This window comes from Bacillus pumilus (assembly GCF_003431975.1).
Taxonomy (GTDB): domain Bacteria; phylum Bacillota; class Bacilli; order Bacillales; family Bacillaceae; genus Bacillus; species Bacillus pumilus_N.
The window spans coordinates 1,988,284-2,013,808 of the sequence record NZ_CP027116.1 but is presented as its reverse complement, the minus strand read 5'-3'; the positions used below and the strand labels follow the sequence as shown (position 1 = coordinate 2,013,808).

Below are 25,525 nucleotides of genomic sequence, written 5' to 3'. Positions count from 1 at the left end.
AGCATTCTCAATCATGAAGGATGGACGGTGATCACATGACAATGATTTTTTTACTCGGTACGGTCTGTGTATACAGCCTATTAATTGGCTTCGTATTAAAAGGTGTCTCCAAAAAATCTGCTTCCTGATCTCAGTCAATTACGACTGATCGGGCAGCAGATTTTTTTTATTTCCTAAGATCAGAAGAAAAATCTCTTCATTTTGTGTAAAATGGTATCACATACATAACTGACTTTTCTAAAAACAAAGGGGTTTATCGTCATGAAAGACTTGTCTATTCGAGATTCGCTCGTTCAAACTACAGGGGCTTTATATCAAAGCTTTCTCAAAAGGAATGATCATGAGCGGGCAGCCAAACTGGCATCGATTATTAAAAAGGAAGCAGAAGAAGAAGTATATATCGCATTTACCGGCCACTATTCTGCTGGAAAGTCATCACTTGTGAATCATCTGCTTCATGATCACATTTTGCCAACGAGCCCAATCCCAACAAGTGCAAACTTGGTCGTCGTGAGGAAAGGGGAAAGTGAAGTGCAGCTTCACACCTCTGATGGTCGTTTTGCGAAAATGAGTGGTTCTTATGATAAAGAAGCGGTTAAGCGTTTTTGTAAGGATGGAGAACAGATTGACATGGTCGAAATTAGTGGTAACTATAGAGGACTTGAAGAAAAAGTGGCACTCATTGATACACCAGGTATTGATTCAACGGATCATGCCCACTTTTTATCTGCTGCGTCTATTCTTCATCAAGCAGATGCTCTTTTTTATGTCGTTCACTACAACCATGTTCATTCTGAAGAAAACATTCGTTTCATTCGCTCCATTCAAGAGAAAGTGCCAAATCTCTATTTCATCGTGAATCAAGTGGACCGGCATGATGAGCAAGAGACAGCGTTTGAAGACTACAAAAATCAAGTGGTTGACATGCTCCGCAAAGAGGGCATTGAAAAGGAACATCTATACTTTACATCCGTCACCGATGAGGCGCATCCAAGAAACGAAATGATTCGTCTAATCGAGAAACTGCAAGAATTACAAACTTTGCCGAAAGCATCACTTCGGGCTTACACAGAGCAAAAAATTGAGCATGTTTTAAAAGAACATATAGATTCGTTAAAAGAAGAGCTGCAAGGGGAAGAGATTCATTCGCAGCTTCAAGAAAAAAGAAAAGAAGTAAAGGAATTTGAAGCGAAAATCAACTTTATTGAAAATGGAGCAAAACAGGTAGAAGATGAAGTATCTTCTGAAGTTGAGAACATTTTAAAAAATGCCAACCTCACCCCATTTAAAATGAGAGAACTCGCCAGCGACTATATTGAATCAAAAGCACCTGGCTTTAAAGTGGGACTGCTCTTTGCTAAAAATAAAACCGAGCAGGAAAAAGAAAAACGAGCAAACGATTTCTTAGCAGATGTCAAAAAGAGAATGAAAGCGGAAGTGGACTGGCATATTGCTGAGCTCTTCAAAAATGAAGTCAAGAAGCATCAACTTGGTGAAGAGTTGTTGAATCAAGTGATGGCATTTGAAACACCTGTGCAGGAATCTCTGCTTGAGAACGTTATTCATCACGGTGCGACATTCTCCAATGAATACGTACTGCAATATGCGAAAGATGCAGGTGAAGCCTTGAAAAGACAGGCGAAACAGCAAGCAATCCCATTGATTGAACAAATGATCGACACGCTGAAAACCAAACTTTTGAAAGAAAAGAGCGAGCAGCAAGAAAAATGGGCTCATGCTGCAAAAGAACTCCAAACGCTTGAGCAGTACATCGAAAAAAATGAACAAATGAAGCGTGATATTCAGCATGTATGGGATATATGGCAAAATGGAACGGATGAACAGATCGAAGAAGATTGGTTTTATGCTAAAAAGAGGCAAATGCAGCATGATCAGCTCACGCAAGATCATGCGTCAATTGACGCTGAAGAGAATGGACTAGAAAAATCGCACAAGCAGACAGACCAAGATCAAATGCGTCAGTCACAGCATGTCACGACGGCACAGTCGATTGACCAGTTTGAACAACTTTCTCAGATTTTATTACCATTAAATGCGCTTCATTCTCAAAGGAAGTCCTTTGAAAAACGAACAAAGCGGCTTCAAGCAAAAGAATTCACACTTGCTTTATTCGGTGCTTTTAGTTCTGGGAAATCGTCCTTTGCAAATGCCCTTGTTGGGAGAAAGGTACTGCCATCATCTCCAACGCCAACAACGGCAACGATTAATAAGCTGACGCGGCCGACGGAAGGTCACCCACATGAAAGTGTAAAAGTGGTGTTCAAAACAGAGCAGGATATCGTAGAAGAGCTCAATCAAATTCTCGGATTTTCGATCACAGAAGAAAAAGGAGAAACGTTTACATCTAAACTCGAACGAACGTTGAAAAAAAGACAGCTTGACCAAGATCACCGCATCATTGTGGAACATTTTTTGAAAGCCCATGCCCGTTTTCTTGATCACATTCGTCAGCAAACGCCACTGCATGTGACCCTTCCGGAACTGAGGCCATATGTCGCAGAAGAAGCTATTTCTTGTGTGGTGAAGGAAGTGACGGTGTATTTGAGTACACCTCTAACAGATAAAGGGCTGACGATTGTTGATACGCCGGGCGCTAGCAGTATGAATAAGCGCCATACAGAGATTGCCTTTCAATATATGAAGGACGCAGATGCACTTCTTTATTTAACTTACTACCAGCACTCTTTTTCGAAGGCAGATCGATCATTTTTACGTAAACTCGGGCTTGTAAAAGATTCGTTTAGCATGGATAAAATGTTCTTTATTATCAATGCTGCGGACCTCGCAAAGGATCAAACAGAGCTTGACACCGTTTTTGACTATGTGAAAAATGAGCTCACAAAAGAAGGCATTCGAAACCCAAACCTCCATCATGTGTCCAGTAAGGAAGAGATCGAAGGAAAGGGGCAGACAGCTTATAATCAATATGCAAAACTTAGAAAGCAGCTCGACTATTTTATTGAAGAAGAATTAACGAAAGATGCGATCGAGCTTTTGTATTTTGAAGCGAGCTCGTTGTGTAGGACTGTCGACAAGCTGTATGCGACCCTTCATCAGTCAGAGGATGAGAAGCAAGCGGAAAAGGCAAAGGTAGCTACATCCTATGAAGCAATTGTTAATCAAATGAGTCAGATTAAACGATCTAAGCTAGTGACAGAAAGTGTGAAAAAGGACTTACATGAACAGCTTTATCACATTGTTCAGCGTCTATCACTATTTGCAAATGATCTGTTAAAGACAGCCTTTTATCCTGGGATTTCTCAAGGGGACTTCAGGCAGCAGCTAAAAAAGGCGCTTGAACAGGCGCTGAAGGATTATGAATTTGAATTTGTACAGGAGTTAAAGGCGCTTGATATCCGAATGGAATCGTTTATACAGCGATACTTCCAAGAAGAGTGGGAGAAAGGATTGCAAACAGCATGTGCAGAAGATCCGTACTTTTCTCTTAGACTGTCACCGCCAGAAGAGAAAAATGCTGAGCTGAAACAAATTGAAGTTGAAGCTGAACTAACACCATTCGAACCGCTCTTAAAGAAGCAAAAATCAGCGAAAGTTTTCTTTGAACAGAATGGAAAGGCTGCATTTATTGAAGCGATTCGAGACATTCTTCATCAGTTAACCACGAAATGGGCTGATAAAGAAAAAGAAGAATTACTGAGCAGGTACGACATGATGGTGAAGACGTTTACGGAAGGTTATGAAAGAGAAGCACTTGAGCAGCTAAGTGAACAAAAGCAAACATATATCAAGAGCTTAACGACAGATGCCAAAGAGCAGGCGGTTATTAAGCAAGTCTATGGACAAACAAACGAATGGAAGAAACAGTTGAAAACGATTTGATTCATGGTAGACTAGAAAAAAAGAAAGCAGTTGATACAAAATGACGAGCGTACATGAAGAGATATCCGCGCATTCACAAAAACAGCATGCTCATATTCAATCCTTTCTTGAGCTTGAACAGAAAAGAGAACAAGCAATAGAGATGGCTGTCATCAAGTGTGAGCAAAATGAGCCATTTACAACAGATGACATCAATGCCATTACGTCGAAAATGAATGAGCTTGCGCGAGGCGGCATTGTCTCGCTGCGTAAGCTTGTCACGGCTGACATGGTCAGAGAGTATGTCGAGCGGAAACAGAAGTAAAGAGTAACTTTCTCTTTTTTGGTCATCTTAATGAATGTACCGAGAAAGGGGAATGACGATGAAAAAAAAGCAACAGGCAAAGCAGCACAATGAGCGTGATCCTAAACAAAAAGACATGCCGTCCTATGCAGAAGCAGAGTCGAAAAAAATGCAATACGGTCAAAAGTAAATGGGCAGCCTCTTCTTTTCCAAAAGAAGAAGGCGCCTTTTTTATGTCGAATTCTGTGTTCTGTGATAGAATAGGAGTATTGTTTTTGAAAAAAGGGAGTTTATAAGAATGAATAAACACGTACTGCTTGTAGATGGAATGGCACTTTTGTTCAGATCGTTTTATGCGACGGCTGTCCATCGCAATTTCATGATAAATGACCGCGGTGTGCCGACAAATGGGGTCAATGGTTATTTGAAGCATTTATTAACGGCTGTACAGACATTTGAGCCGACTCACATTGTTTGCTGCTGGGATATGGGGAGCCAAACGTACCGAAACGAATTATTTCAAGATTATAAAGCAAATCGAGGAGAAGCACCTGTCGAGCTCATTCCACAATTCGATTTAGCAAAAGAAGCGACAGAAGAACTAGGCATTATGAATGTTGGTTTAAAGGGCTTTGAAGCAGATGATTGTATCGGTACACTTGCTGCGCTCTACCAAGACGAAGCGCGTGTGACCGTCCTAACTGGGGACAAAGATTTACTGCAGATTTTGAATGAACAAGTGACGGTTGCTTTGATGCAAAAAGGAATCGGGAATTATAAGCATTATACAAAAACCTTATTTGAAGAGGAAATGGGAATCTCGCCAAAGGCACTCATTGATATGAAAGCACTCATGGGTGATGCAAGTGATAATTATCCCGGTGTCAAAGGAATCGGAGAAAAAACCGCATTGAAATTTATCCAAACCTATCAAACGATTGACGGTTTGTTAGAAAATGTCCATGAACTAACGGCTGCACAGCAAAAGAAAATGCAAGCAGGATTAGAAGATTTGAAGCTTTCTCGTCTATTGGCAGAAATCAAATGTGATGTCCCGCTCAGTTGCCCAATTGATGAGACGGAAATGAACATTAACCAAGAGCGTGCTGCTGCTATGCTTCGGTACCATCAAATTAAAGGAATCGAACCGATGATGAATCGTTTAAGTCAAATAGAGATCAGCTAAAGCCGATCTCTAAGGTTTATCTTTTTGTATTGCTTTTTTTCGCTCGATTTTCCAGCTGAGATAGTGGCTGTTTATCTTTTGTTTGCGCATCACCTTGAGGGGTTGTCCCGTTTGTGACACGACCTTTGTTTTCTTTATCCAATCAGTATCACCTCACACACATTAGCATAACCGAAAAAAAGCGATTCATCCTTTAGAAAGGTGAATCGCTTTTCTAGCGAGTTGATCAGCTACTTGATTTTCCTTGCTCGGAATCCATTTAATGAAAAATAAATCAAAGTGGCTTTGAAGCTCCATCATTTCTTTGATAAAAGGCTGAAAGGCTGGATTTTTAGCAAATCCCGAATTGGCCGCTCGGTCGACTACTTGCGAATCGGTTCGAAATGAGACGGTACGCAATCCTTTTCCTGCGCATATTTTCATTCCTTCAATCAGAGCGGAAAATTCTGCTTCATGATTGCTCATTTGCCCTAGAGGGAAGGAGAAGGATTCAGCCTTTCCATCATATTTGATGAAAATGCCGATGCCAGAAGGACCTGGATTACCTGCACTAGCACCATCAATGTATATTTCAGCTGGCAAATCACTTCACCCTTTCATCAAGTGGAACCATTTTTTTCGCTGCATATGCGTATGGTGTGGAAATCGCAGCGACGATAAATTTAATGACATATGTCGTGATGAAGATTTCAATCCATACTTGAGTTGGATACGTGCCGAGAAAGGCAATGGTCGTGAAAATCAGTGTATCAAGAAGCTGGCTAATCATCGTACTTCCAGCATTGCGCATCCAGAGCGCACCATCAGAAGGAAATATCCGGCGAATAAACGAATATACATAAACATCTAACATTTGACTGATGATATAAGCAGCGAGACTGCCGAGTGCCACCCTTGGCATAAAGCCAAATATGGTTTCCAGTGATGTTTGTGAAATATCAGATGGTGCGGGATGGAAAAGCAAAGCCTCCTGCATGACAACTGTTAATGTCAAAAGGGTCGTAAAACCAATCCAAACCGCTTTTCTCGCTTCATGTTGACCATATTTTTCATTCAACACGTCCGTTGCAAAAAAGACACTACCGTACAAAATATTTCCAAGTGTTGCTGTTAAGCCAAACAATTCAACGGTTTTCACTACTTGTAAATTAGCGGCAGCCGTCGCAAAGCCAATCCAGACGAAAAGGCCCATCTTGCCAAATCCTTTATAAAATAGAAGAACAATGATAAAATTAATGATCGCAAATAAGATCCAAATACCTTCATTAAACAAGTGACATATACTTCCTTTCTCATTGTAAAATGTAACTTTTTGATTATAGCATAACGTATGTTTACCTTAAAAGCACGGGAAGGCGATGTGATCAATGAAATTAAGAGCACACTACACAATGAAAGTGAAATCGATTGGGTCTATTGCTTTTTTTCAAGAAGATTGGATGGAGCTAAAAGAGGCCTTGAGGTTAGCAAAATATATCGACAAAAAAGAACCGCAGTCACTTCTGTCATTTGAAGATGAAAAAGGGGCCATGTGGTCTGTAAAAGAACTTGAAAAGCTCAATGAAGAATTAAAGCTTGAACCTGATCAGCTTCAAGTCTATTTTGATGCAAGTTTTCACAAAGAAACGGGTGACGCTGGACTTGGTACAGTCGTCTATTACAAGCTCGGAGAAGATGCGTATCGATTCAGAAAAAATCATCCTTTCCAAGGTACCACCAACAATGAAGCAGAGTATGCGGCTTTATTTGAAGCAGTAGAAGCGTTGAAGAATCTTGGAGCAAGCAGAAATTCTGTCACAATTAGAGGAGATTCACTTGTTGTCATGAATCAGTTAAAAGGAGAATGGCCTTGTTATGATGAAGTACATAACAAATGGCTTGACCGAATTGAAGCGGCTTTAAAAGAGCTGAAGCTAACGCCAACATATCAGGTCATCGATCGTAAACAAAATGCCGAAGCAGATCAGCTGGCAAGGCAAATTCTTGCAAACGTTCCAATCGAAAGTACATTGAAATTAGAGGCAGACGGAGCTGAATAATGTGGATAAAAAAACAGCAGTTCAAGAATTAACCGATCTCCAAGACACGTATTGTTCAGATTGTTTGATAAAGAAGCACTTTCGAAAAGAATTTGGGAAAAAATACGCCCATTCCTTTTGTATACAGCAATGCACAGTCGGAGAGAAAATAAAAGAATATGGACAGACGCTACTCAAAAAGTAAGCGAATGTACCGGTTTTCCCTAGCTCAACCATTCGCTCTTGAAAAAAAACGGATAGAATGTGTAAAAAAAGAACATATTCCGAAAAATGAGCCGATATAACTATAGAAAGTTTTGGTTGGGTTACTTTTTGACTAAGTGACGGATATTAGAGGAAAAGGGGAAGGCCGGTATGGATAATAAGGATTTCGAAACGGTATTACATCGAACATTTCAAGAGGTGTACAGCGATCTAGAGCAGCTAGTAGATGTAGCTAAGAAGGGAAGACCTTTTCTCGAAAAAGATATCTCTGAAATTGAACAACGACTGAAGCAAAATATTTTAGCAATAGAAATTCAGCTGAAAATCAAATAAGAGAGGCGTATGCCTCTCTTTATTTTGTCGTTTCATCATTGATTTAGTTGATTAAAGTTTTGTTACGTTTGCAGCTTGAGGTCCACGATTACCTTCAACGATTTCAAAAGAAACTTCTTGTCCTTCTTCTAAAGACTTGTAGCCGTCACCTTCGATAGCTGTGAAGTGAACGAATACATCGTCTCCGCCTTCAACTTCAATGAAGCCGAAACCTTTTTCATTATTGAACCATTTTACTTTACCGTTTTGCATATTGCTTTTTCCTCCTAGTACTGTAGCATACCTTTTGGGCATACTAAAAAAAATTTTCATCACCTAACGACTTTGAAGTTGTTAAATGATGGTTCCACTATACACCATCAAAAGTAAAGCGTCAAGCAGGCGAGCCAAATTTTGAGCAGAATGTTTGATTTTTTTATTTTTTTGGCGAATAACAAAGATAGAGCTCATTTTCTCGGAACCTCACATGCATCTTGTCCGTATATAAAAAAAATACTGAAAGAGGTGCAATCATGAATCGTTATACACTTGAAGAATTTGTTCAGAATACGCAGCAAGAAGACAAAGGGGAAGGGGTCTTCGAACTTGAAACATCAAGACTGTTAGAAATTAATGTAACTGATACCATTTGGGCAAAAACAGGTTCCATGGTTTCATATCGAGGTAAAATGAAGTTTGAACGTGAGGGTGTTTTTGAACATGGGGTGTCAAAGATGTTCAAAAAAATGTTATCAGGAGAAGGCACCTCTCTCATGAAAGCAACAGGTGATGGGAAATTATATGTGGCAGATCAAGGCAAGAAAATCTCCATTCTTCGTTTGGCTCAAGGAGAATCCATTTTTGTGAATGGAAATGACCTGCTCGCATTTGAACCGTCAGTCCGCTGGGATATCAAATTGATGAAAAAAGTGTCCGGCATGCTTGCAGGAGGATTATTTAATGTCAAATTAGAAGGGCCAGGTCTTGTTGCAATCACGAGTCATTATGAACCGCTCACATTGATTGTTCAGCCGGGCGACTCTGTTTATACAGATCCGAATGCGACTGTTGCATGGTCAGGGGATTTACAAACTGAATTTGTGACAGATGTGTCATTCAAAACCTTTATTGGCAGAGGTAGCGGGGAATCTATTCAAATGAAGTTTAGCGGAAGCGGCTTTGTTGTTGTTCAGCCGTTTGAAGAAGTGTACACATCAAGTGGAAATCAAGGTTAAAGAAAAAAGGTGTCCGTCATTGACGGACACCTTTTTATGATAATGCACGAGCATAAGTTTTGTTATTCATAATGAGATCTGATTGCTCGACGATATCTTCTAAAATGGTATGAGAAGAGTGTTTTAAATGCAGCTTTTTAATATTTTGTTTCATCGTTTCTAACTTTTCTTCATCTTGCAGTAAGTTGGTCACAGATTCTAAAATATCTTCATGTCGGTTGATGACAATGGCCGCACCATAATCTTCAAAGAAAAGGGCATTCTCTTTTTCTTGTCCAGGGACAGGTTTGTAAAGAATGACTGGGACACCGATAGCTGTTGCTTCTGTTAAAGTAATGCCGCCTGGTTTTGTAATCATACAATCTGTTACTCTGAACAATTCATCGATTTGTTCCACATATCCAAGCGCCTTCAATTGATCTGGGTGTGCTTGTTCAAGTTCGCTTAGCGATTGTTTCAGCGCTGCATTTTTCCCACATACAACAACAATCTGTACTTCGCTGTCGAGAAGCAGTGCTTCGCATAATTCCTTCACATTTTTAAGTACACCATGAGCACCGGACATAATCAGAAGTACTTTTTTGTCTGACGATAATCCATATTTTTTATAAATCATCGATTTTGGCACGTCTGCTTCAAATTGTGGTCTAATAGGAATGCCTGTCACCTTGACATCGCTTGGATGTGTGCCGATTTCCACTAATTTTTGTTTCACATAATCGGTTGCAACATAGTATCGGTCGATATTTTCATGTACCCAAATCTTATGAAGACAGAAGTCTGTCATGACATTAAAGGTCGGGATGACTTTCCCTGTCTTGTTCCGGTATTCTGGTACAACAATCATTGGGAAAGTAATAATAATGATGTCCGGATTGTGTAATTGAATTAATTCATCTAAACGCTTATTTCCCATTTTTAAATAAATGTTAAATTTGCGTTTATTGTAAATTTTATCAACACCGTAATAAAACAAGCGATAAAATTGTTTCCCAATGGAGAAACTCTTCAAGTATAAATATTGAGTCACTTCCGACACGATGGGATTTGATTCTTGATACAAATTAGAAACTACAACATGATCAAACCCTTGGGATTTGCATTCATCATACAGTGTTTTTGCCACCTGCATATGTCCATTTCCATAATTTGCGGTCAAGATTAATATTTTTTTATTGGTATTCAAGAATATTCACCTCAAATGTAATCAACAACAACAAAACTTCGTACGAAAACTATTAATCTCATAGGTCTACATATACATAAAGATAACATATAAACGGTCAGAGCATATCGTTCGTTACGAAAGAATTAAACTAATTTTAAAAAACAACAAGACTAAATTGATAATGGAAGACAGAGCCATTTGTATTTTAACATATTTTGATCATTTATCATCAGACCACAGTCTATTTTATTCCCAAACATATGGTGTTTCTTGATAAACATAATAATTCAGCCAATTCATAAACAGTAAAGTCGCATGAGCTTTCCAGCGATTCACAGGGACTAATGTGTCACCATCTTCTATAAAATAGTGGACAGGTTTTTCGACTTTATCATGTTTCAACAAATCTCTTTCATATTCCTGCTTCAATGTGTCTGTATCATATTCAGGATGTCCAGTTAAGAATACTTGTTTATCATCATCTGAAACAATTAAACAAACACCCGCTTCCTCAGATATACTCAATACTTTTAAATTCGGTGTGTTTTTTAATTGTTCTGTATTAATATCTGTATGCCTAGAATGTGGGACATAGTATACTTCATCGAAACCTCTGACTAATCTTTCTTTTTTTTCTTTCACAAGATGCTCAAATACGCCAAATTTTTTCTCGGGAAGCTTGATTTTTTCAATCCCATAATGGTGATATAGACCGGCCTGTGCGCCCCAGCAAATATGAAGGGTAGACGTCACATTTGTTTTACTCCAGTCTAAAATGTCCTGCAGCTCTTTCCAATAGGAAACTTCTTCAAAAGGTAAATGCTCAATTGGTGCACCGGTGATAATCATTCCATCAAATTTTTTATGGCGAATCGATTCAAAGGTCGTATAAAATTCATCTAGATGCTCTCTCGACGTATTTTTCGGTGTATGTGTACTTGGAATCAAGAACGTAAAGTACACTTGCAAAGGAGAATTTCCGAGCATTCTTAGCAGCTGCGTTTCAGTTTGTATTTTTTTTGGCATTAAATTTAAGATCACGATATTCAAAGGACGGATATCTTGCTTGAATGCCCTTGTCTCATCCATGACGAAAATGTTTTCGCTCTCTAGTATTTGTTTTGCCGGCAGATGAACTGGTATGTTAATAGGCAACTCGCCACCCCCTGAACCAAAGCTAATTTCACTTCATTATAGGAACTTTCTGGCGATATTTCAATGTTTCAATTATGTTACAATAAAAAATAGAGCAAAAATAAAGCTGTTTCTGTAAAAAAAGGAGGCCGTTTATTCATGATCACAAAGCATTTATCAGATATTGATATTGCCCAAAAGGCAAAGCTGAGACCTATTCAAGACATTGCAGCAAAGCTGCAAATACATGACGAAGAATTAGAATGCTATGGTTTCACAAAAGCGAAAATATCTTTGACTATTTTTGACCGTTTAAAGGCACAAAAGGAAGGTCATGTGATTCTTGTTACTTCGATCAATCCAACGCCAGCAGGTGAAGGGAAGTCCACCGTAACAGTTGGCCTCGGTCAAGCCTTCGAAAAAATCGGGAAAAAGGCAATCATTGCGATGCGGGAGCCTTCATTAGGTCCTACAATGGGCATTAAAGGCGGTGCAGCAGGTGGAGGATATTCACAGGTCTTGCCAATGGAAGAAATCAATCTTCATTTTACAGGAGATTTTCATGCCATTACATCCGCACATAATGCTTTATCTGCGTTCATTGATAACCATATCCATCATGGGAATGAACTCGGTATCGACGCGCGCCGCATTGTGTGGAAGCGAGTGCTTGATTTAAACGATCGTGCGTTAAGACAAGTCGTTGTCGGACTTGGCGGACAGTTAAATGGGTATCCTAGAGAAGACGGGTTTGACATTACAGTTGCCTCCGAAATGATGGCCATCCTTTGTTTAGCAGAAGACTTAACGGACTTAAAAAAACGTCTTTCTTCTATTGTTGTTGCTTATAATCAGGATGGAGAGCCAGTCACAGTTGGAGGACTAGGATATGAAGGGGTTCTTACGTTACTTTTAAAAGACGCGCTCAAACCGAATCTTGTTCAAACGATCGAAGGAACTCCTGCCCTCGTTCATGGTGGTCCTTTTGCTAATATTGCGCATGGATGTAATAGTTTAATTGCAACTAAAATGGCAGCAAAATTAGCTGATTATGTCGTAACAGAAGCTGGATTTGGAGCAGATCTTGGTGCAGAAAAGTTCCTTCACATTAAAACAAGAGCTGGTGATTTCAAGCCTGGTGCAGTTGTGATTGTAGCGACTGTCAGAGCATTAAAAATGCATGGCGGAATGAAAAAAACTGAACTCAAAGAAGAGAATGTAAAAGCGGTATTAGAAGGTATACATAATTTAGAAAAGCATATTGAAACTGTGCAAGCTTTCGGACTTCCATACGTCGTCGCAGTGAACAGGTTTATCACAGATACAAAAGAAGAGATTGAAGCGATAGAAGGTTGGTGCCACGCACATGGTCATCCAGTCAAAGCGGTGAATGTATGGGAAGAAGGTGGCGAAGGCGGGACAGCACTTGCTAAGGAACTGACGACTCTTATTGAAAAGAAGAAAAACAGCTTTTCCTATTTGTATGAAGAAAATGATTCCATCGAAGAAAAGTTATCTAAAGTGGCTCAAGTGGTTTACGGGGCAGATGGCGTCACCCTCACTTCAAAAGCAAGAAAGCAGCTGGCAGCCATCGAGGAAAACGGCTGGGGGCATTTACCGGTTTGTATGGCAAAAACGCAATATTCACTTTCCGATGATCCAGCTTTAATTGGTAGACCTAAAGGCTTTACCATTACGATTCGCGAATTAAAACCGTCTGTAGGGGCGGGCTTTATTGTAGCTTTAACTGGCAGCATTCTGACAATGCCTGGATTACCTAAAAAACCTGCAGCGCTTGAGATGGATTTATTAGAAGACGGCAGTGTGACAGGACTCTTTTAACCGGAAGCATAAAAAGCGATTTTCTAAAAGAAGCATGTTACGATAAGAAAAAGTGAATCCTAGGAGGCTATGTGATGTCAATTTATGATATTCAGGTTAAGACCATTAACGGTCAGGAAAAATCAATGGCAGATTACAAAGGAAAAGTACTCATTATTGTCAACACAGCAAGCAAATGTGGACTGACTCCTCAATTTAAACAATTGCAAGAGCTATATGATCAATATCATGAAAAGGGCCTTGAAATTTTAGGATTTCCATGTAACCAATTTATGAACCAGGAACCAGAAGGAGAAGAAGCCATTCAAGAATTCTGTTCTTTGAATTATGGCGTGACCTTCCCTATGTTTGCGAAAGTAGATGTGAATGGTGATAATGCGCATCCGCTTTTCAAACATTTAACAAATCATGCAAAAGGTGTACTTGGAACGAAAACCGTGAAATGGAATTTTACTAAATTTATCGTGGATCAAAACGGAGAAGTCACTGAACGATTCTCTCCGAAAACACCACCAAAAGAATTAGAAAGCTCTATCATCGCTCTTTTGGACAAATAAGGTGCTGACGATCACGCAGAAAAAACAATTGGAGGCAGCTGCCTCCTTTGTTTCAGATCAGTTGAAAAATGAACCGACTGGACACGATGCAGCTCATATTGATCGTGTGCGGCGGCTTGCCTGCCATATTGCTTATCGGGAAGGTGGCTCTCTTTTTATCATCGAAATGGCGGCGATTGTTCATGATGTCATTGATGAAAAGCTGTCAAGTGAATGGAGACTTTCACCAAATCGGCTTGAGCTTCAGCTTCTTTCTTGGGAAGTCAATACGCGGGATATTCGTTATATCATGGACATCATTACAACGATGTCTTTTCGTCATCGACATAAGCAGCATAGGCCAATGACGTTAGAAGGAGCCATTGTTCAAGATGCAGATAGACTCGATGCGATAGGAGCAAGCGGGATCGCAAGAGTGTTTACGTATGCAGGCGCAAAAGGGGAACCCCACTACACAAAAGACAAGCAGCATGGCTCCGTGCTAAAGCATATGGAAGAAAAATTGCTCAAATTAAAAGACCTGATGAACACTCGTGCAGGGAAGCAGCTTGCCGAGAAGCGTCATGAATTGATGAGTTTATTTATTAAGACGTGGAAAGAAGAATGCGGCCTTACAGATGAGTAGGGTCTTTATGTGTGTAAGGAGGATGTATAGATGAAAATAACAGCGATAGAGCCGACGCCAAGTCCGAATACCATGAAGGTTATTTTGACAGAAGCACTTGCCGGTGGTAAAAGCAACAATTACAAAAAGGATCAAAAAGACGAAGCGCCGGAGATGATCAAGCGCATTTTGAATATTGAAGGTGTAAAAGGCGTTTATCATGTCGCAGATTTCTTAGCGGTCGAGCGTAATGCAAAGTTTGATTGGCAGGGCATTTTACAACAGGTCAGAGAAGCTTTTGGTCAAGAAACAGAAGGCCTGCAAGAATCACAGTCAGGCGGTGACACATTTGGCGAAGTCAAAGTGTTTGTCCAAATGTTTAATGGAATCCCGATGCAAGTCAAATTAACGGACGGTGAAAGAGAAGAGCGGTTCGGAATGCCTGAACGCTTCCAAGCAGCCATTTTAAAGCTCAGAAGCAGTTCAGACAATGTCGTGTTTGAACGTGTGTGGAAAGAACATGGCGTTCGTTTTGGTGATTTTGCGGATATTGGTCAGGAGGTCACAGAGGAGCTGCAGGCAGCCTATGATGACGAGCGTTTAGCCCGCTTAACAGAGGCGGTCAAAGAAGGGCAAGAAGCGGTAGATCAACAGGTGAATCGTAAGGCATATGACGTGACAGAAGAAATGCTGCACGAGGAAGATTGGAAAAAACGTTTTGCCCATCTAGAGCAAATGCAGCCAGAGCAAAAGGATATACCTGTTTTAATGAAAGCAATGGAGGACCCTAAAACATCCATTCGCAGACAAGCTGTTGTGAATGCTGGAATGATTGAAGATCCTGCCATTCTGCCTATTTTATATAAGGGGCTCAAAGACAAAACAGTCACGGTCCGCAGAACAGCCGGAGACTGCATTTCAGACCTTGGTGACCCAAGCGCTATAGAAGCAATGATCGAATCATTAAAGGACCCAAGTAAACTTGTCCGCTGGCGTGCAGCGATGTTTCTTTATGAAGAAGGTGATGAAATAGCACTTGATGCATTAAAAGAAGCTGAGCAAGATCCTGAATTTGAAGTCAGCCTTCAAGTGAAAATGGCAATTGAACGCATTGAGCACGGAGAAGAAGCGAAAGGCTCTGTGTGGAAGCAAATGACAGAAAGTAGAAAGAATGCCTCAGAATAATGGGACATTTGAACAAGCTGCCAATGAAAGGCAGCTTGTTTTTTCTAAAAGTGATAGACAGAAAAATTTTTTTAGAAAAATTATTTTGAATATTGTTGAAATATGCAAAAAAACTCTATATAGTAGTACCAATATAGAATATTGGAGGTCAGATTTTATGACACAAACCTTGCTGAGCGCTAGATTCAGCAGCCATGTTAGTCATCAATCATTTATTGATGGCTAAATAAACAGAAAATTTGTAAAATAAAATCAACTCAAAATCATACAGTCAACGAGACTTGTAGTATAGGAGGCTTTTTAAACAGATGGCAGAACTACGCAGTAATATGATTAAACAAGGAATTGATAGAGCACCTCACCGAAGCTTACTAAGAGCGGCGGGGGTAAAGGATGAGGACTTTGGCAAGCCATTTATTGCCGTATGTAATTCCTATATTGATATCGTCCCAGGACATGTCCATCTTCAGGAATTCGGGAAGGTGGTCAAAGAAGCCATCCGTGAAGCTGGCGGGGTTCCATTTGAATTTAATACAATTGGGGTCGATGACGGTATTGCCATGGGGCATATTGGGATGAGATATTCATTGCCAAGCCGTGAAATCATTGCTGATTCTGTAGAAACCGTTGTATCTGCACACTGGTTTGATGGAATGGTTTGTATTCCTAACTGCGATAAAATCACACCAGGGATGATGATGGCAGCGATGCGCGTCAATATTCCGACTGTCTTTGTCAGCGGCGGTCCGATGGAAGCGGGTAGAACAAGTGATGGTAGAAAGATTTCTCTTTCTTCTGTATTTGAAGGCGTTGGGGCATACCAGTCAGGTAAAATTAATGAAGAAGAATTAAATGAATTAGAACAGTTTGGCTGTCCAACCTGCGGATCTTGTTCAGGTATGTTTACAGCAAACTCAATGAACTGTTTAGCTGAGGCGCTTGGGATTGCTCTTCCTGGAAATGGAACGATTTTGGCGACATCACCAGAGCGAAGAGAATTTGCGAAAAAGTCAGCAAAACAATTGATGGAGCTCATTAAAAAGGATATTAAACCACGTGATATTGTCACAGAGAAAGCAATTGATAACGCATTTGCATTAGATATGGCACTTGGTGGTTCAACTAATACAGTTCTTCATACTCTGGCGATTGCAAATGAAGCAGGTGTTGAATATTCACTTGAACGTATAAATGAAGTAGCAGAGCGTGTACCTCATTTATCAAAACTTGCTCCAGCTTCAGATGTATATATTGAAGATTTACATGAAGCGGGCGGTGTCACAGCTGCGCTAAATGAATTGTCCAAGAAAGAAGGAGCACTTCATTTAGACACAATGACCGTCACAGCGAAAACGCTTGGTGAGAACATTGCAGGCCATGAGGTCAAAGACTATAACGTCATCTATCCAATCGACAAGCCATTTACTGAAAAGGGCGGCTTAGCCGTTTTATTTGGAAACCTTGCGCCGGATGGAGCCATCATTAAAACGGGCGGGGTTCAAGATGGGATCACACGCCACGAGGGACCTGCGATCGTATTTGAATCACAAGAAGAAGCCCTTGAAGGCATCATTAATAGAAAGGTAGAAGCAGGCCATGTTGTCATTATTCGCTACGAAGGGCCTAAAGGCGGACCTGGTATGCCAGAAATGCTTGCACCTACTTCACAAATTGTCGGAATGGGTCTTGGACCAAAGGTAGCTTTAATTACGGACGGACGTTTTTCCGGCGCTTCTCGCGGCTTGTCCATTGGACACGTCTCTCCAGAGGCAGCTGAGGGCGGCCCGCTTGCCTTTGTTGAAAATGGCGACCATGTTGTAGTGGATATTGAACAGCGCATTTTAAGCGTAGATGTTCCAGAGGAAGAATGGGAAAAAAGAAAAGCGAACTGGAAAGGCTTTGAGCCAAAAGTGAAAACTGGCTATCTTGCCAGATATTCAAAACTTGTGACATCAGCCAATACAGGCGGAATTATGAAAATTTAATCTGATATGGAACATTTGAAAATTGGCTCTCTCTATAGTATCCTTTATTCACAACATAAGGATTTATAGAGGGGGCTTTTTTATGTCAATGGCATATGAAGAATATATGCGCCAGCTCGTGGTACCTATGCGTCAAGAGCTGACAAGTGCAGGATTCCAAGAACTAACAACGGAAGAAGAAGTAGAACAAACGATGCAAGAAGCTGAAGGAACAACATTTGTTGTCGTTAATTCTGTATGCGGATGTGCTGCCGGCTTAGCACGCCCAGCAGCGACTCAAGCTGTGATGAAGGCAGAAAAAGCACCAGACAAAATCGTCACAGTATTTGCTGGGCAGGACCGTGAAGCTACCGCAAAAATGAGAGAATATTTCACAGGTGAAGAGCCATCATCGCCTTCTATGGCACTCTTAAAAGGAAATGAACTCGTTCATTTTATCCCGCGCGACGAAATTGAAGGTCATGACATGGAAGAGATCATGAAAAATGTCTTAACTGCATTTGAAAAACATTGCTAATACAAGTGTTGAAATGCCCTGTGACCAGATCAGGGCATTTTTTCTTGACCATCATGGAGGAACGATATGCTCATTACAACAAGCTTTAGAGCAAATGAACAAACGATTGAAACAGCAAAGGCACTTGCAAAGGATTTGCATGGTGATTATGTAGAAAGACGCAAACAATCCGTCAAGCAGCTTGCGATGAAAAGAGGAGACGTCCTCGTTGTCGGGAAAGAAAGATTCGAATGGTATCAGCCAAATGGAGAGAAGTTCTTCTTCCATCCAAGCTCAGCGATGTTCAGGGTGAAGCGGCTCCTGCGCGGAGAAAAAGATCCTTTAATCGAAGCCGCACAGCTGAAGCCGGGCGATTCCTTTTTAGATTGCACACTTGGCTTAGGGGCAGATGCAATGACTGCAAGCTGTGCGACAGGCAGGAATGGAAGGGTCGTTGGGATCGAAAAGAATCCTATTACGGCATTACTGGTGCGAGAAGGACTGAACACATGGGAGACAGGGATAGAAGAAGCAGATGAAGCGATGAAACGGATCTCTGTCATCAGTGGAGACAGTATCGAGCAGCTAAAGAAGTATCCTGACTGTTCATTTGATATTGTCTATTTTGACCCGATGTTTGAGGAAACAATTCAAGAATCGACAAGTATAGCGCCGCTGCGTCATGCGGCAGAGCACGACTTTGATCACGAAGCAGCCGTGCAAGAAGCATTAAGGGTGGCGAGAAAAAGAGTGGTGTTAAAAGATCATTGGAAAAGCACACGATTTATAGCAGACTCTTACCAATTTCATGTCATCAAACGAAAAACAGCCCAATTTCATTATGGGTATATCGAGAAAGAGAAAAGCCCTCTCTAAGGGCTTTTAATCCGTAATTTCCATATAGACAAAATAAAACAGTGTCAGCAAGGAAGCTGTAACGAAAAACCCTTCAAGCATACCCATTCCTCCCAAAATTTAGTTGCCATTACTGTCATTGTAAACGTTTTATTATGAAAAAGAAAGTCTCAAATCAGTGACCAAATTGAATGACTGAAAATTCATTATATGCTAGAATAGCAGTATGATAACTTATGGAAGGAATTAGATATCATGAAGATGTGGATGAGAAAAACGCTTGTTGCGCTCTTTACTATTGCAACTTTTGGTTTGGTCTCTCCTCCGGCGGCTTTGATGACAGACAAGCCATCTGAACTTTCTTCACCTGATAAAACGCCTTATACAGCTGTTTATGATACATCAGATGAATTGCGCAGCTGGGAACTATCACAAGAGGACACCAAAGAGTCGGTAGATCCCTTTGAGCAATATAAGCAAGAGGTACTATCAAGTGCTGAAGATCAATCCTTTCTCAAATTTGGCCGTAAAATCACACCTGTCATTGAAGACGAGTACAGAGAAGAGATTCAACCGAAAATTGAACAAGTGTTAACTGATGTTTTAACAAGTTTCAAAGATGACGAAAAATTTCAAGATGTTGTGTTAACTGATCAGCCTTCAAGCGGAAATGGCGAAAAAATCTTCCACATCTACAACCGGAAGACTGGAGAAGATTTGCTCCGATTCCATGTGAGAAGAGATCAGCCGCCACACAGCGGGTATTGGTTTAACTTTCACTACCATACAGCAGAAGATGGATTCCAGATGCATCATGAACTCGGCAATATTTACTGGGACAAAAACACCCCGCCGAGCTGGATGAGCCACTAGAAGGAGATGTCATGCCAATTGAAAAAGTACACAATGAACGAAATGGTGCAGATTACAAAACAAATGTTAAACGAACGCGGAGTGAAAATTGAGGATATTGCACACATTGTGCTAAAGCTCCAAGAAAAATATCATCCAAACCTTCCACTTAGTGTCTGTATTGAAAATGTTGAAAAAGTGTTGAATAAAAGGGAAATTGTCCATGCGGTTTTAACTGGACTTGCTCTGGATCAGCTGGCTGAACAAAAGCTATTGCCAGAACCATTGCAGCACTTAGTTGAAACAGATGAGCCGCTATATGGTATTGATGAAATTATTCCGCTTTCCATTGTCAATGTATATGGATCAATCGGTTTGACGAACTTCGGTTATTTAGATAAAGAGAAATTCGGTATTATCAGGGAATTAGATGAAGGTCGTCCAGGTGAAGTGCATACTTTCCTTGATGATCTTGTCGCCGCGCTTGCAGCAGCAGCAGCAAGCCGTATTGCTCACTCACACCAAGATATTAAGGACGAAGAGCAGGATCGAGTGAATCAAGTATAAAAAGAAAAACATGTCTGCTCATCATGCAGGCATGCTTTTTTGGTTTCAACAAAAGCAGAAATAAGGTAAACTACAACAAGAACATAAATAAAGGATGAAAAAAATGAAACAATACAAAGAGTTATGCCGTCATGTATTACAGAACGGGGATGAAAAAGGTGACAGAACGGGAACAGGTACAATTAGTACGTTCGGTTACCAGATGAGATTTGATTTACAGGAAGGATTTCCTCTTTTAACAACAAAGAAATTACACCTGAAATCAATCATTCATGAGTTACTGTGGTTTTTAAAAGGTGATACAAATGTCAAATATCTTCAAGAAAACGGTGTCCGGATTTGGAATGAATGGGCAGATGAAAATGGCGAACTGGGCCGTGTGTACGGGGCGCAGTGGAGATCATGGGCTAGTGGAGACGGAGAGACTGTGGATCAGATCACAAAGCTGATTCATGATATTGAGCACAATCCGAATTCAAGAAGGCTGATCGTCAGCGCTTGGAACCCGGCTGAAATTGATCAAATGGCACTGCCTCCATGTCATTGTCTGTTTCAATTCTACGTATCAAATGGGAAGCTCTCCTGTCAGCTTTATCAAAGATCGGCAGATATCTTTTTAGGCGTGCCATTTAATATTGCTTCATATGCTCTTCTCACGATGATGATTGCCAAAGTCACAAATCTTGAGCCAGGTGAGTTTATTCATACGCTTGGAGATGCTCATATTTATCAGAATCATCTTCCGCAGGTGAAAATGCAGCTTGAGCGTGAGGAACGCACGCTTCCTAAGCTTCGTATCACAAGAGATGTGAAGAGCATTTTTGATTTTACGTTTGATGATTTTGTGCTTGAGAACTATGATCCGCATCCACATATTAAAGGAGAAGTCAGTGTATGATTTCAATGATTGTGGCGACAGGAAAAGAGAGAGTCATTGGTCAAGATAATCAAATGCCTTGGCATTTACCAGCTGATTTAGCGTATTTTAAAAAAGTCACAGGCGGCCATACGATTGTCATGGGCAGAAAAACATTTGAATCAATTGGACGAGCACTGCCTAATCGCCGGAATATCGTGCTCACAACAAGTTCTTCCTTTGAAGCAGAAGGGTGCGAGGTTGTTCATTCTATTGCTGATATTTTGGCGATCGGGGAGAACGAGACAGAGTTATTTATCATCGGCGGGTCTAAGCTGTATGAAGAAATGATGCCATATGCAGATCGTCTATATATCACGCATATTCACCACACATTTGAAGGAGACCGCTACTTTCCTGATTACAATGAAGACGACTGGACGGTTGTATCACGCGAAAAAGGCCATCGTGATGAAAAGAACCCCTACAATTATGAATTTGTCGTATATGACAAAAAAGGATAAATGAGTAGGAGGAGTACGGTTGTTTCGTTATTGGTTTTTAACGATTTATGTTGTTGTATCCTTTTTTAAAAGTATGAGGCATTTGTACGATCATGAATTAAATGATCCGCGCATTTCCTATACGAAACGAATGCATCTCATTCATGAGCATGCAAAACGGTTTGCCCGAGGGTGTATTGATCAATCAGGATCAGTCATGACCATTCGTCAGCAAAAGAAACTGCCAGATGGACCCGTTATTTATATCACACAAGAGCTGAATCCAGTCACGACAACATTGCTGATTGGTCATCTTGAGAAACCATTTGCTTTCATGGCAAAGCGGGGTCTCTTTCGATATCCTATTTTAAAACAGTGGCTGAAGAAGATGGCGGTTATTCATCAGAATCAATCTGATGATGCCTTATTAGAAGAAGCAAAGGAAAGAATCTCGTCTGGACAGAGTGTATTGCTTTCAGAAACGTATCGCCAAATGGCTGAGGCGATTGCTGAAGATTGTGATTGTCCGCTTGTACCGATTGAAACTAGTGGAACAGATCGTCTGTTAACTGGGAAAATTGTGAAAAGGCTGCGTCCTGTTGATGTTGATATTCATATTAAAGCACCTGTCATGATGAGTGAATTCGCCCAAAAGCGCGCATAGAAAAACCAGCATCCGAAAGTGGATGCTGGTTTTTTTCATGCAGCAGGAATGTTCACACAGTAGAAGAGGATGCAGAAGAACATCGACGCACTTCCGCCGAGAACAAAACTATGCCAGATGGCATGATGATAAGGGATCTTCCGCCAAATATAAAAGATGGTGCCGACTGAATACAATAGACCACCTAACAGTAAGAGACCAAATCCTGCGCCAGTTAATCCAATGTAAAGTGGCTTGATGGCAATGATGATCATCCAGCCCATTAATAAATAAACGAGGGTGGATACAATGATAAACCGTTTGACGAAAAAGATTTTAAAGACAATCCCGCCAGCAGCAAGCGCCCAGACAATGGCAAGAAGCGTATAGCCTAGTGCGCCTTTTAATGGTCCAAGTAAAAAGGGTGTATATGTACCAGCAATCAATACATAAATAGCCGAATGATCGAGGATCTCAAATACATCTTTTGTTTTTTTGTGCCGAATGCTATGGAGCAAGGTTGAGCTTAAATAGAGCAGTAGCATGGATGCACCAAATATCGAAAAGCTGATAATGTCTGTGACGGTGCCGTATTGAACGGCGAATAAGACAAGAAAAACAATGGCTGGTATGGATAATATAACGCCAATGCCGTGTGTAATGGCGTTTGCAATTTCTTCTTTTACAGTAAACAATGGATAGCCTCCTTTTATTGAACCGGTATATAACCATCAAGTGACTTTAGGAATGAGAGACCTTCAAGTGTAATCTTCGTTCCGGCCCTGCCTTTTCCTTTCGTCACGTATGCTTTTTTCTCAAGATCATCTAGTCGGCTCCTCACCTGCTGAGGAGTAAGTGGAATGTCACCTTGTTTGCTTAATTCAGACAAGATGCGTCTGCTGGCTGCTTCTCCTTTCTCATTGAGAGATTTAATGGCTTCCAAGAGGAAAACAAACTCTTGCTTTTCCATCAGTGTGAGCTGGTGTTCTTCTTTTTTTCCTTTTATGTCCGGCGAAAGGGGTGTTAATACAAAAGGCGGTAAGTGGTGTAAAAATACCGTTTGTCCCTCAAGGATAGCTGAGGCATAATGAACAATATTTTTGAGTTCCTGCACGTTTCCTTCAAAGGGATACTGCTGCAAGGATTCCCAGACACTTGGATCAATATCGGGCGACATGTTCAGCTCCTGAAAGAAAGCAGTTGTTAATATTGGAATGTCTGTTTTTCGGTCTGCTAATGACGGCAGAGGCAAATGAAACACATTTAAGCGATAAAACAGCTCAGGTAAAAAGGTAGATGACACCCTTAATGCCTCTATTGATAAAGACGAAGAGGCAATGACTTTTGTTGCAGGAGAAGTTTCTAGAAAACGAATAACCAGATGCTGCAAGGGTATACTTAATGCGGCGATTTCGTCTAAATAAAGGGTTTGGCTTGTTTTTTCTGTGAAGGCATTCTGTAAGATTTCTTCATCTAAGATGGGACAATATATGTGTGTTAGTGAAGCGTGCGGAGCAGCTGCATTTGCCATTTCTTGGGCGAATCGTGTTTTGCCGGTGCCGATTTCTCCGGTTATCAAGACCGGCTGCTCATTATTTGTGAATTGTTTTGCCAGATGAATGGCACGCTTCATATCTTGATGCTCTCCATATATAGACGTAAACGAGTGTGTGGTCATCGGGTGATTCCTTTCTATGTGGTTCTAATTGGTTCAATTGTAACACCCAATTAAACCAAATGTACAGGAAAACGAAAAAGTTTATGAAATTTATATCTGATCCATGATCTATTGGTTTATTTTTTGAATATTCATGTTATAATGACAAATTAAATAAGGTTAAAGAGAAAGGATCTTGTACATGAAACCGTTGCTCAAAGAACACACGCTAATTCAAGTGAAAGACATTTTAAAAGCCCATCAAAATTTGAAGGATGTTGTCATTCATACACCTCTTCAAAAAAATGAGCGACTTTCTGAACGATATGAATGTAATGTTTACTTAAAAAGAGAGGACCTACAAGTAGTTCGTTCTTTTAAATTAAGAGGCGCTTTTAATAAAATGAGCCAGCTTCCAAAAGATAAACTAGAAAACGGCATTGTCTGTGCAAGTGCAGGAAATCACGCACAGGGTGTTGCTTATTCTTGTAAATATTTAGGTATCCACGGAAAAATCTTTATGCCTGCCACGACACCAAGGCAAAAAGTATCTCAAGTGGAGCTTTTCGGAAAAGAATATGTTGAAATTATCTTAACCGGAGATACGTTTGATGATTCGTATCATGAAGCAGTAAAATGTGGAGATGAAGAAAAGCGAGAGTTTATCCATCCGTTTGATGATTTGGATGTGATGGCAGGACAAGGGACGACTGCTGTAGAAATATTAAATGATATCGAAGTGGAACCTCACTTTTTATTTGCAAGTGTTGGTGGTGGAGGTTTGTTATCTGGTGTTGGTACATATATCAAAAATATCGCACCAGAAACCGAAATCATTGCAGTCGAACCGCTTGGCGCAGCTTCACTCCATGCTTCCCATGAAAGGGGAGAGGTTGTGACACTTGATTCAATTGATAAATTTGTAGACGGGGCAGCGGTTCAGCGGATAGGCGAAAAAACGTTTACGGCGCTTCAGTCCGTTGTCGATAAAATCAGTCTTGTACCAGAAGGAAAAGTATGTACAACCATTTTAGAGCTGTATAATCAATGTGCGATTGTAGCAGAGCCGGCGGGGGCACTGCCGATTGCAGCGCTGGAAGCCCATCGCGAGGAAATTAAAGGGAAAAATGTTGTTTGTATTGTCAGTGGAGGAAATAATGACATTGGCAGAATGCAGGAAATAAAAGAACGGTCGATGATTTATGAAGGGCTTCAACATTATTTCATCGTCAATTTTCCGCAAAGAGCAGGAGCGCTACGGGAATTCTTAGATGAAGTGTTAGGGCCAAATGACGATATCTCACGCTTTGAATATACGAAAAAGAATAACCGAAGCAAAGGCCCAGCGCTTGTTGGCATCGAATTGAAAGAAAGAGACGACTATGCTGCGCTGATTGAACGGATGAATAAAAAAGGCTTCCACTATGTTGAAGTGAATAAAGATCAAGATTTATTCCACCTATTTATTTAGGCGTAACAGAACATTGGAAAAGAGGATTGA

Annotated in this window: 29 protein-coding genes; 21 read left to right on the top strand and 8 right to left on the bottom strand. The window is 40.6% G+C overall.

The features are described from left to right. The first annotated feature begins 20 nt into the window (after window positions 1–20). The 4 genes from fbpC to C5695_RS10165 all read left to right on the top strand — a co-directional run bounded on the left by fbpC (window position 21) and on the right by C5695_RS10165 (window position 5,330). Window positions 21–128: a Fur-regulated basic protein FbpC gene (gene fbpC, locus C5695_RS20810; RefSeq protein WP_306172627.1), complete on the top strand. Its 108-nt coding sequence runs from the start codon at window positions 21–23 to the stop codon at window positions 126–128. Window positions 129–261: 133 nt separating this feature from the next. After that, window positions 262–3,861: a dynamin GTPase gene (locus C5695_RS10175; RefSeq protein ID WP_117730627.1), complete on the top strand. Its 3,600-nt coding sequence runs from the start codon at window positions 262–264 to the stop codon at window positions 3,859–3,861. Between the two features lie 40 nt (window positions 3,862–3,901). Further along, window positions 3,902–4,165: a YpbS family protein gene (locus C5695_RS10170; protein WP_117730626.1), complete on the top strand. Its 264-nt coding sequence runs from the start codon at window positions 3,902–3,904 to the stop codon at window positions 4,163–4,165. Between the two features lie 277 nt (window positions 4,166–4,442). After that, window positions 4,443–5,330 (top strand): 5'-3' exonuclease, encoded by an 888-nt coding sequence (locus C5695_RS10165; RefSeq protein WP_117730625.1) that lies wholly within the window; start codon window positions 4,443–4,445, stop codon window positions 5,328–5,330. A 16-nt stretch (window positions 5,331–5,346) separates the two neighbouring features. Here C5695_RS10165 and C5695_RS10160 read toward each other — a convergent pair whose 3' ends face one another. Genes C5695_RS10160 through C5695_RS10150 form a run of 3 tightly spaced genes read right to left on the bottom strand, consistent with a single transcriptional unit; the run spans window position 5,347 to window position 6,603 of the window. After that, a complete protein-coding gene (locus C5695_RS10160) occupies window positions 5,347–5,472 on the bottom strand; it encodes a hypothetical protein (RefSeq protein ID WP_003215584.1) in 126 nt (41 codons plus the stop codon). Between the two features lie 44 nt (window positions 5,473–5,516). Continuing rightward, a complete protein-coding gene (locus C5695_RS10155; RefSeq protein WP_117730624.1) occupies window positions 5,517–5,912 on the bottom strand; it encodes a reverse transcriptase-like protein in 396 nt (131 codons plus the stop codon). A 1-nt stretch (window position 5,913) separates the two neighbouring features. Further along, window positions 5,914–6,603 (bottom strand): queuosine precursor transporter, encoded by a 690-nt coding sequence (locus C5695_RS10150; protein ID WP_117730623.1) that lies wholly within the window; start codon window positions 6,601–6,603, stop codon window positions 5,914–5,916. Between the two features lie 94 nt (window positions 6,604–6,697). Here C5695_RS10150 and C5695_RS10145 point away from each other — a divergent pair, with 94 nt between their 5' ends. From C5695_RS10145 to C5695_RS10135, 3 genes are all read left to right on the top strand, one after another. After that, complete coding sequence (locus tag C5695_RS10145) at window positions 6,698–7,369, top strand: ribonuclease H family protein (RefSeq protein WP_117730622.1); 672 nt, start codon at window positions 6,698–6,700, stop codon at window positions 7,367–7,369. Window position 7,370: 1 nt separating this feature from the next. Next, window positions 7,371–7,553: a zinc-finger domain-containing protein gene (locus C5695_RS10140; RefSeq protein ID WP_003215998.1), complete on the top strand. Its 183-nt coding sequence runs from the start codon at window positions 7,371–7,373 to the stop codon at window positions 7,551–7,553. A gap of 170 nt (window positions 7,554–7,723) precedes the next feature. Next, a complete protein-coding gene (locus C5695_RS10135) occupies window positions 7,724–7,906 on the top strand; it encodes a hypothetical protein (RefSeq protein WP_008346368.1) in 183 nt (60 codons plus the stop codon). Between the two features lie 51 nt (window positions 7,907–7,957). Here the strand turns inward: C5695_RS10135 and cspD are convergent, their stop codons facing one another. Then, window positions 7,958–8,158: a cold-shock protein CspD gene (gene cspD, locus C5695_RS10130; RefSeq protein ID WP_024422747.1), complete on the bottom strand. Its 201-nt coding sequence runs from the start codon at window positions 8,156–8,158 to the stop codon at window positions 7,958–7,960. A 260-nt stretch (window positions 8,159–8,418) separates the two neighbouring features. On the opposite strand from cspD, the gene C5695_RS10125 reads away from it, so the two are divergent. Next, window positions 8,419–9,120 (top strand): AIM24 family protein, encoded by a 702-nt coding sequence (locus C5695_RS10125; protein ID WP_117730621.1) that lies wholly within the window; start codon window positions 8,419–8,421, stop codon window positions 9,118–9,120. 34 nt (window positions 9,121–9,154) lie between these two features. On the opposite strand, the gene C5695_RS10120 is transcribed toward C5695_RS10125, so the two are convergent. After that, window positions 9,155–10,306, bottom strand: a complete 1,152-nt coding sequence (locus tag C5695_RS10120; RefSeq protein ID WP_117730620.1) for a diglucosyl diacylglycerol synthase — start codon at window positions 10,304–10,306, stop codon at window positions 9,155–9,157. A 228-nt stretch (window positions 10,307–10,534) separates the two neighbouring features. Continuing rightward, entirely contained in the window at window positions 10,535–11,443 is a 909-nt protein-coding gene (metA, locus tag C5695_RS10115) for a homoserine O-acetyltransferase MetA (protein WP_117730619.1), read from the bottom strand. A 138-nt stretch (window positions 11,444–11,581) separates the two neighbouring features. Between metA and C5695_RS10110 the strand changes: the two genes are divergently transcribed. The 12 genes from C5695_RS10110 (at window position 11,582) to C5695_RS10055 (ending at window position 22,388) form a co-directional block, all read left to right on the top strand. Further along, window positions 11,582–13,264 carry a formate--tetrahydrofolate ligase gene (locus tag C5695_RS10110; RefSeq protein WP_117730618.1) on the top strand — a complete coding sequence of 561 codons (1,683 nt, stop codon included), beginning with the start codon at window positions 11,582–11,584 and terminating at the stop codon, window positions 13,262–13,264. A 74-nt stretch (window positions 13,265–13,338) separates the two neighbouring features. Next, window positions 13,339–13,821, top strand: a complete 483-nt coding sequence (locus C5695_RS10105) for a glutathione peroxidase (RefSeq protein WP_117730617.1) — start codon at window positions 13,339–13,341, stop codon at window positions 13,819–13,821. Between the two features lie 10 nt (window positions 13,822–13,831). After that, entirely contained in the window at window positions 13,832–14,446 is a 615-nt protein-coding gene (locus C5695_RS10100) for an HD domain-containing protein (RefSeq protein WP_395940494.1), read from the top strand. A gap of 30 nt (window positions 14,447–14,476) precedes the next feature. Beyond that, the gene (locus tag C5695_RS10095) at window positions 14,477–15,610 is read left to right on the top strand and encodes a conserved virulence factor C family protein (RefSeq protein WP_117730615.1); all 1,134 of its coding nucleotides are present in this window, start codon (window positions 14,477–14,479) and stop codon (window positions 15,608–15,610) included. A 308-nt stretch (window positions 15,611–15,918) separates the two neighbouring features. After that, window positions 15,919–17,595 carry a dihydroxy-acid dehydratase gene (ilvD, locus tag C5695_RS10090; RefSeq protein WP_117730613.1) on the top strand — a complete coding sequence of 559 codons (1,677 nt, stop codon included), beginning with the start codon at window positions 15,919–15,921 and terminating at the stop codon, window positions 17,593–17,595. 82 nt (window positions 17,596–17,677) lie between these two features. Further along, window positions 17,678–18,112 carry a BrxA/BrxB family bacilliredoxin gene (locus C5695_RS10085; RefSeq protein WP_117730612.1) on the top strand — a complete coding sequence of 145 codons (435 nt, stop codon included), beginning with the start codon at window positions 17,678–17,680 and terminating at the stop codon, window positions 18,110–18,112. Between the two features lie 66 nt (window positions 18,113–18,178). Next, the gene (locus C5695_RS10080) at window positions 18,179–18,967 is read left to right on the top strand and encodes a class I SAM-dependent methyltransferase (RefSeq protein ID WP_117730611.1); all 789 of its coding nucleotides are present in this window, start codon (window positions 18,179–18,181) and stop codon (window positions 18,965–18,967) included. 234 nt (window positions 18,968–19,201) lie between these two features. After that, the gene (locus C5695_RS10075) at window positions 19,202–19,819 is read left to right on the top strand and encodes a YpjP family protein (protein WP_117730610.1); all 618 of its coding nucleotides are present in this window, start codon (window positions 19,202–19,204) and stop codon (window positions 19,817–19,819) included. Window positions 19,820–19,837: 18 nt separating this feature from the next. After that, the gene (locus tag C5695_RS10070; RefSeq protein ID WP_058014866.1) at window positions 19,838–20,365 is read left to right on the top strand and encodes a phosphatidylglycerophosphatase A family protein; all 528 of its coding nucleotides are present in this window, start codon (window positions 19,838–19,840) and stop codon (window positions 20,363–20,365) included. A gap of 103 nt (window positions 20,366–20,468) precedes the next feature. Next, complete coding sequence (locus tag C5695_RS10065; RefSeq protein ID WP_117730609.1) at window positions 20,469–21,263, top strand: thymidylate synthase; 795 nt, start codon at window positions 20,469–20,471, stop codon at window positions 21,261–21,263. Next, window positions 21,260–21,745, top strand: a complete 486-nt coding sequence (gene folA, locus C5695_RS10060) for a type 3 dihydrofolate reductase (protein WP_117730608.1) — start codon at window positions 21,260–21,262, stop codon at window positions 21,743–21,745. Before C5695_RS10065 ends, folA begins: the two co-directional genes overlap by 4 nt. A gap of 19 nt (window positions 21,746–21,764) precedes the next feature. Beyond that, window positions 21,765–22,388, top strand: coding sequence for a lysophospholipid acyltransferase family protein (locus C5695_RS10055; RefSeq protein ID WP_117730607.1), 624 nt, complete (start codon window positions 21,765–21,767; stop codon window positions 22,386–22,388). Window positions 22,389–22,423: 35 nt separating this feature from the next. Here C5695_RS10055 and trhA read toward each other — a convergent pair whose 3' ends face one another. Together trhA and C5695_RS10045 are read right to left on the bottom strand one after the other, a co-directional pair. Continuing rightward, entirely contained in the window at window positions 22,424–23,062 is a 639-nt protein-coding gene (gene trhA, locus C5695_RS10050; RefSeq protein ID WP_095285302.1) for a PAQR family membrane homeostasis protein TrhA, read from the bottom strand. Window positions 23,063–23,076: 14 nt separating this feature from the next. Beyond that, entirely contained in the window at window positions 23,077–24,045 is a 969-nt protein-coding gene (locus C5695_RS10045) for a sigma 54-interacting transcriptional regulator (RefSeq protein ID WP_117730606.1), read from the bottom strand. Window positions 24,046–24,226: 181 nt separating this feature from the next. Between C5695_RS10045 and ilvA the strand changes: the two genes are divergently transcribed. Further along, window positions 24,227–25,495, top strand: coding sequence for a threonine ammonia-lyase IlvA (ilvA, locus tag C5695_RS10040; RefSeq protein ID WP_117733077.1), 1,269 nt, complete (start codon window positions 24,227–24,229; stop codon window positions 25,493–25,495). The last annotated feature ends 30 nt before the right edge of the window (window positions 25,496–25,525 follow it).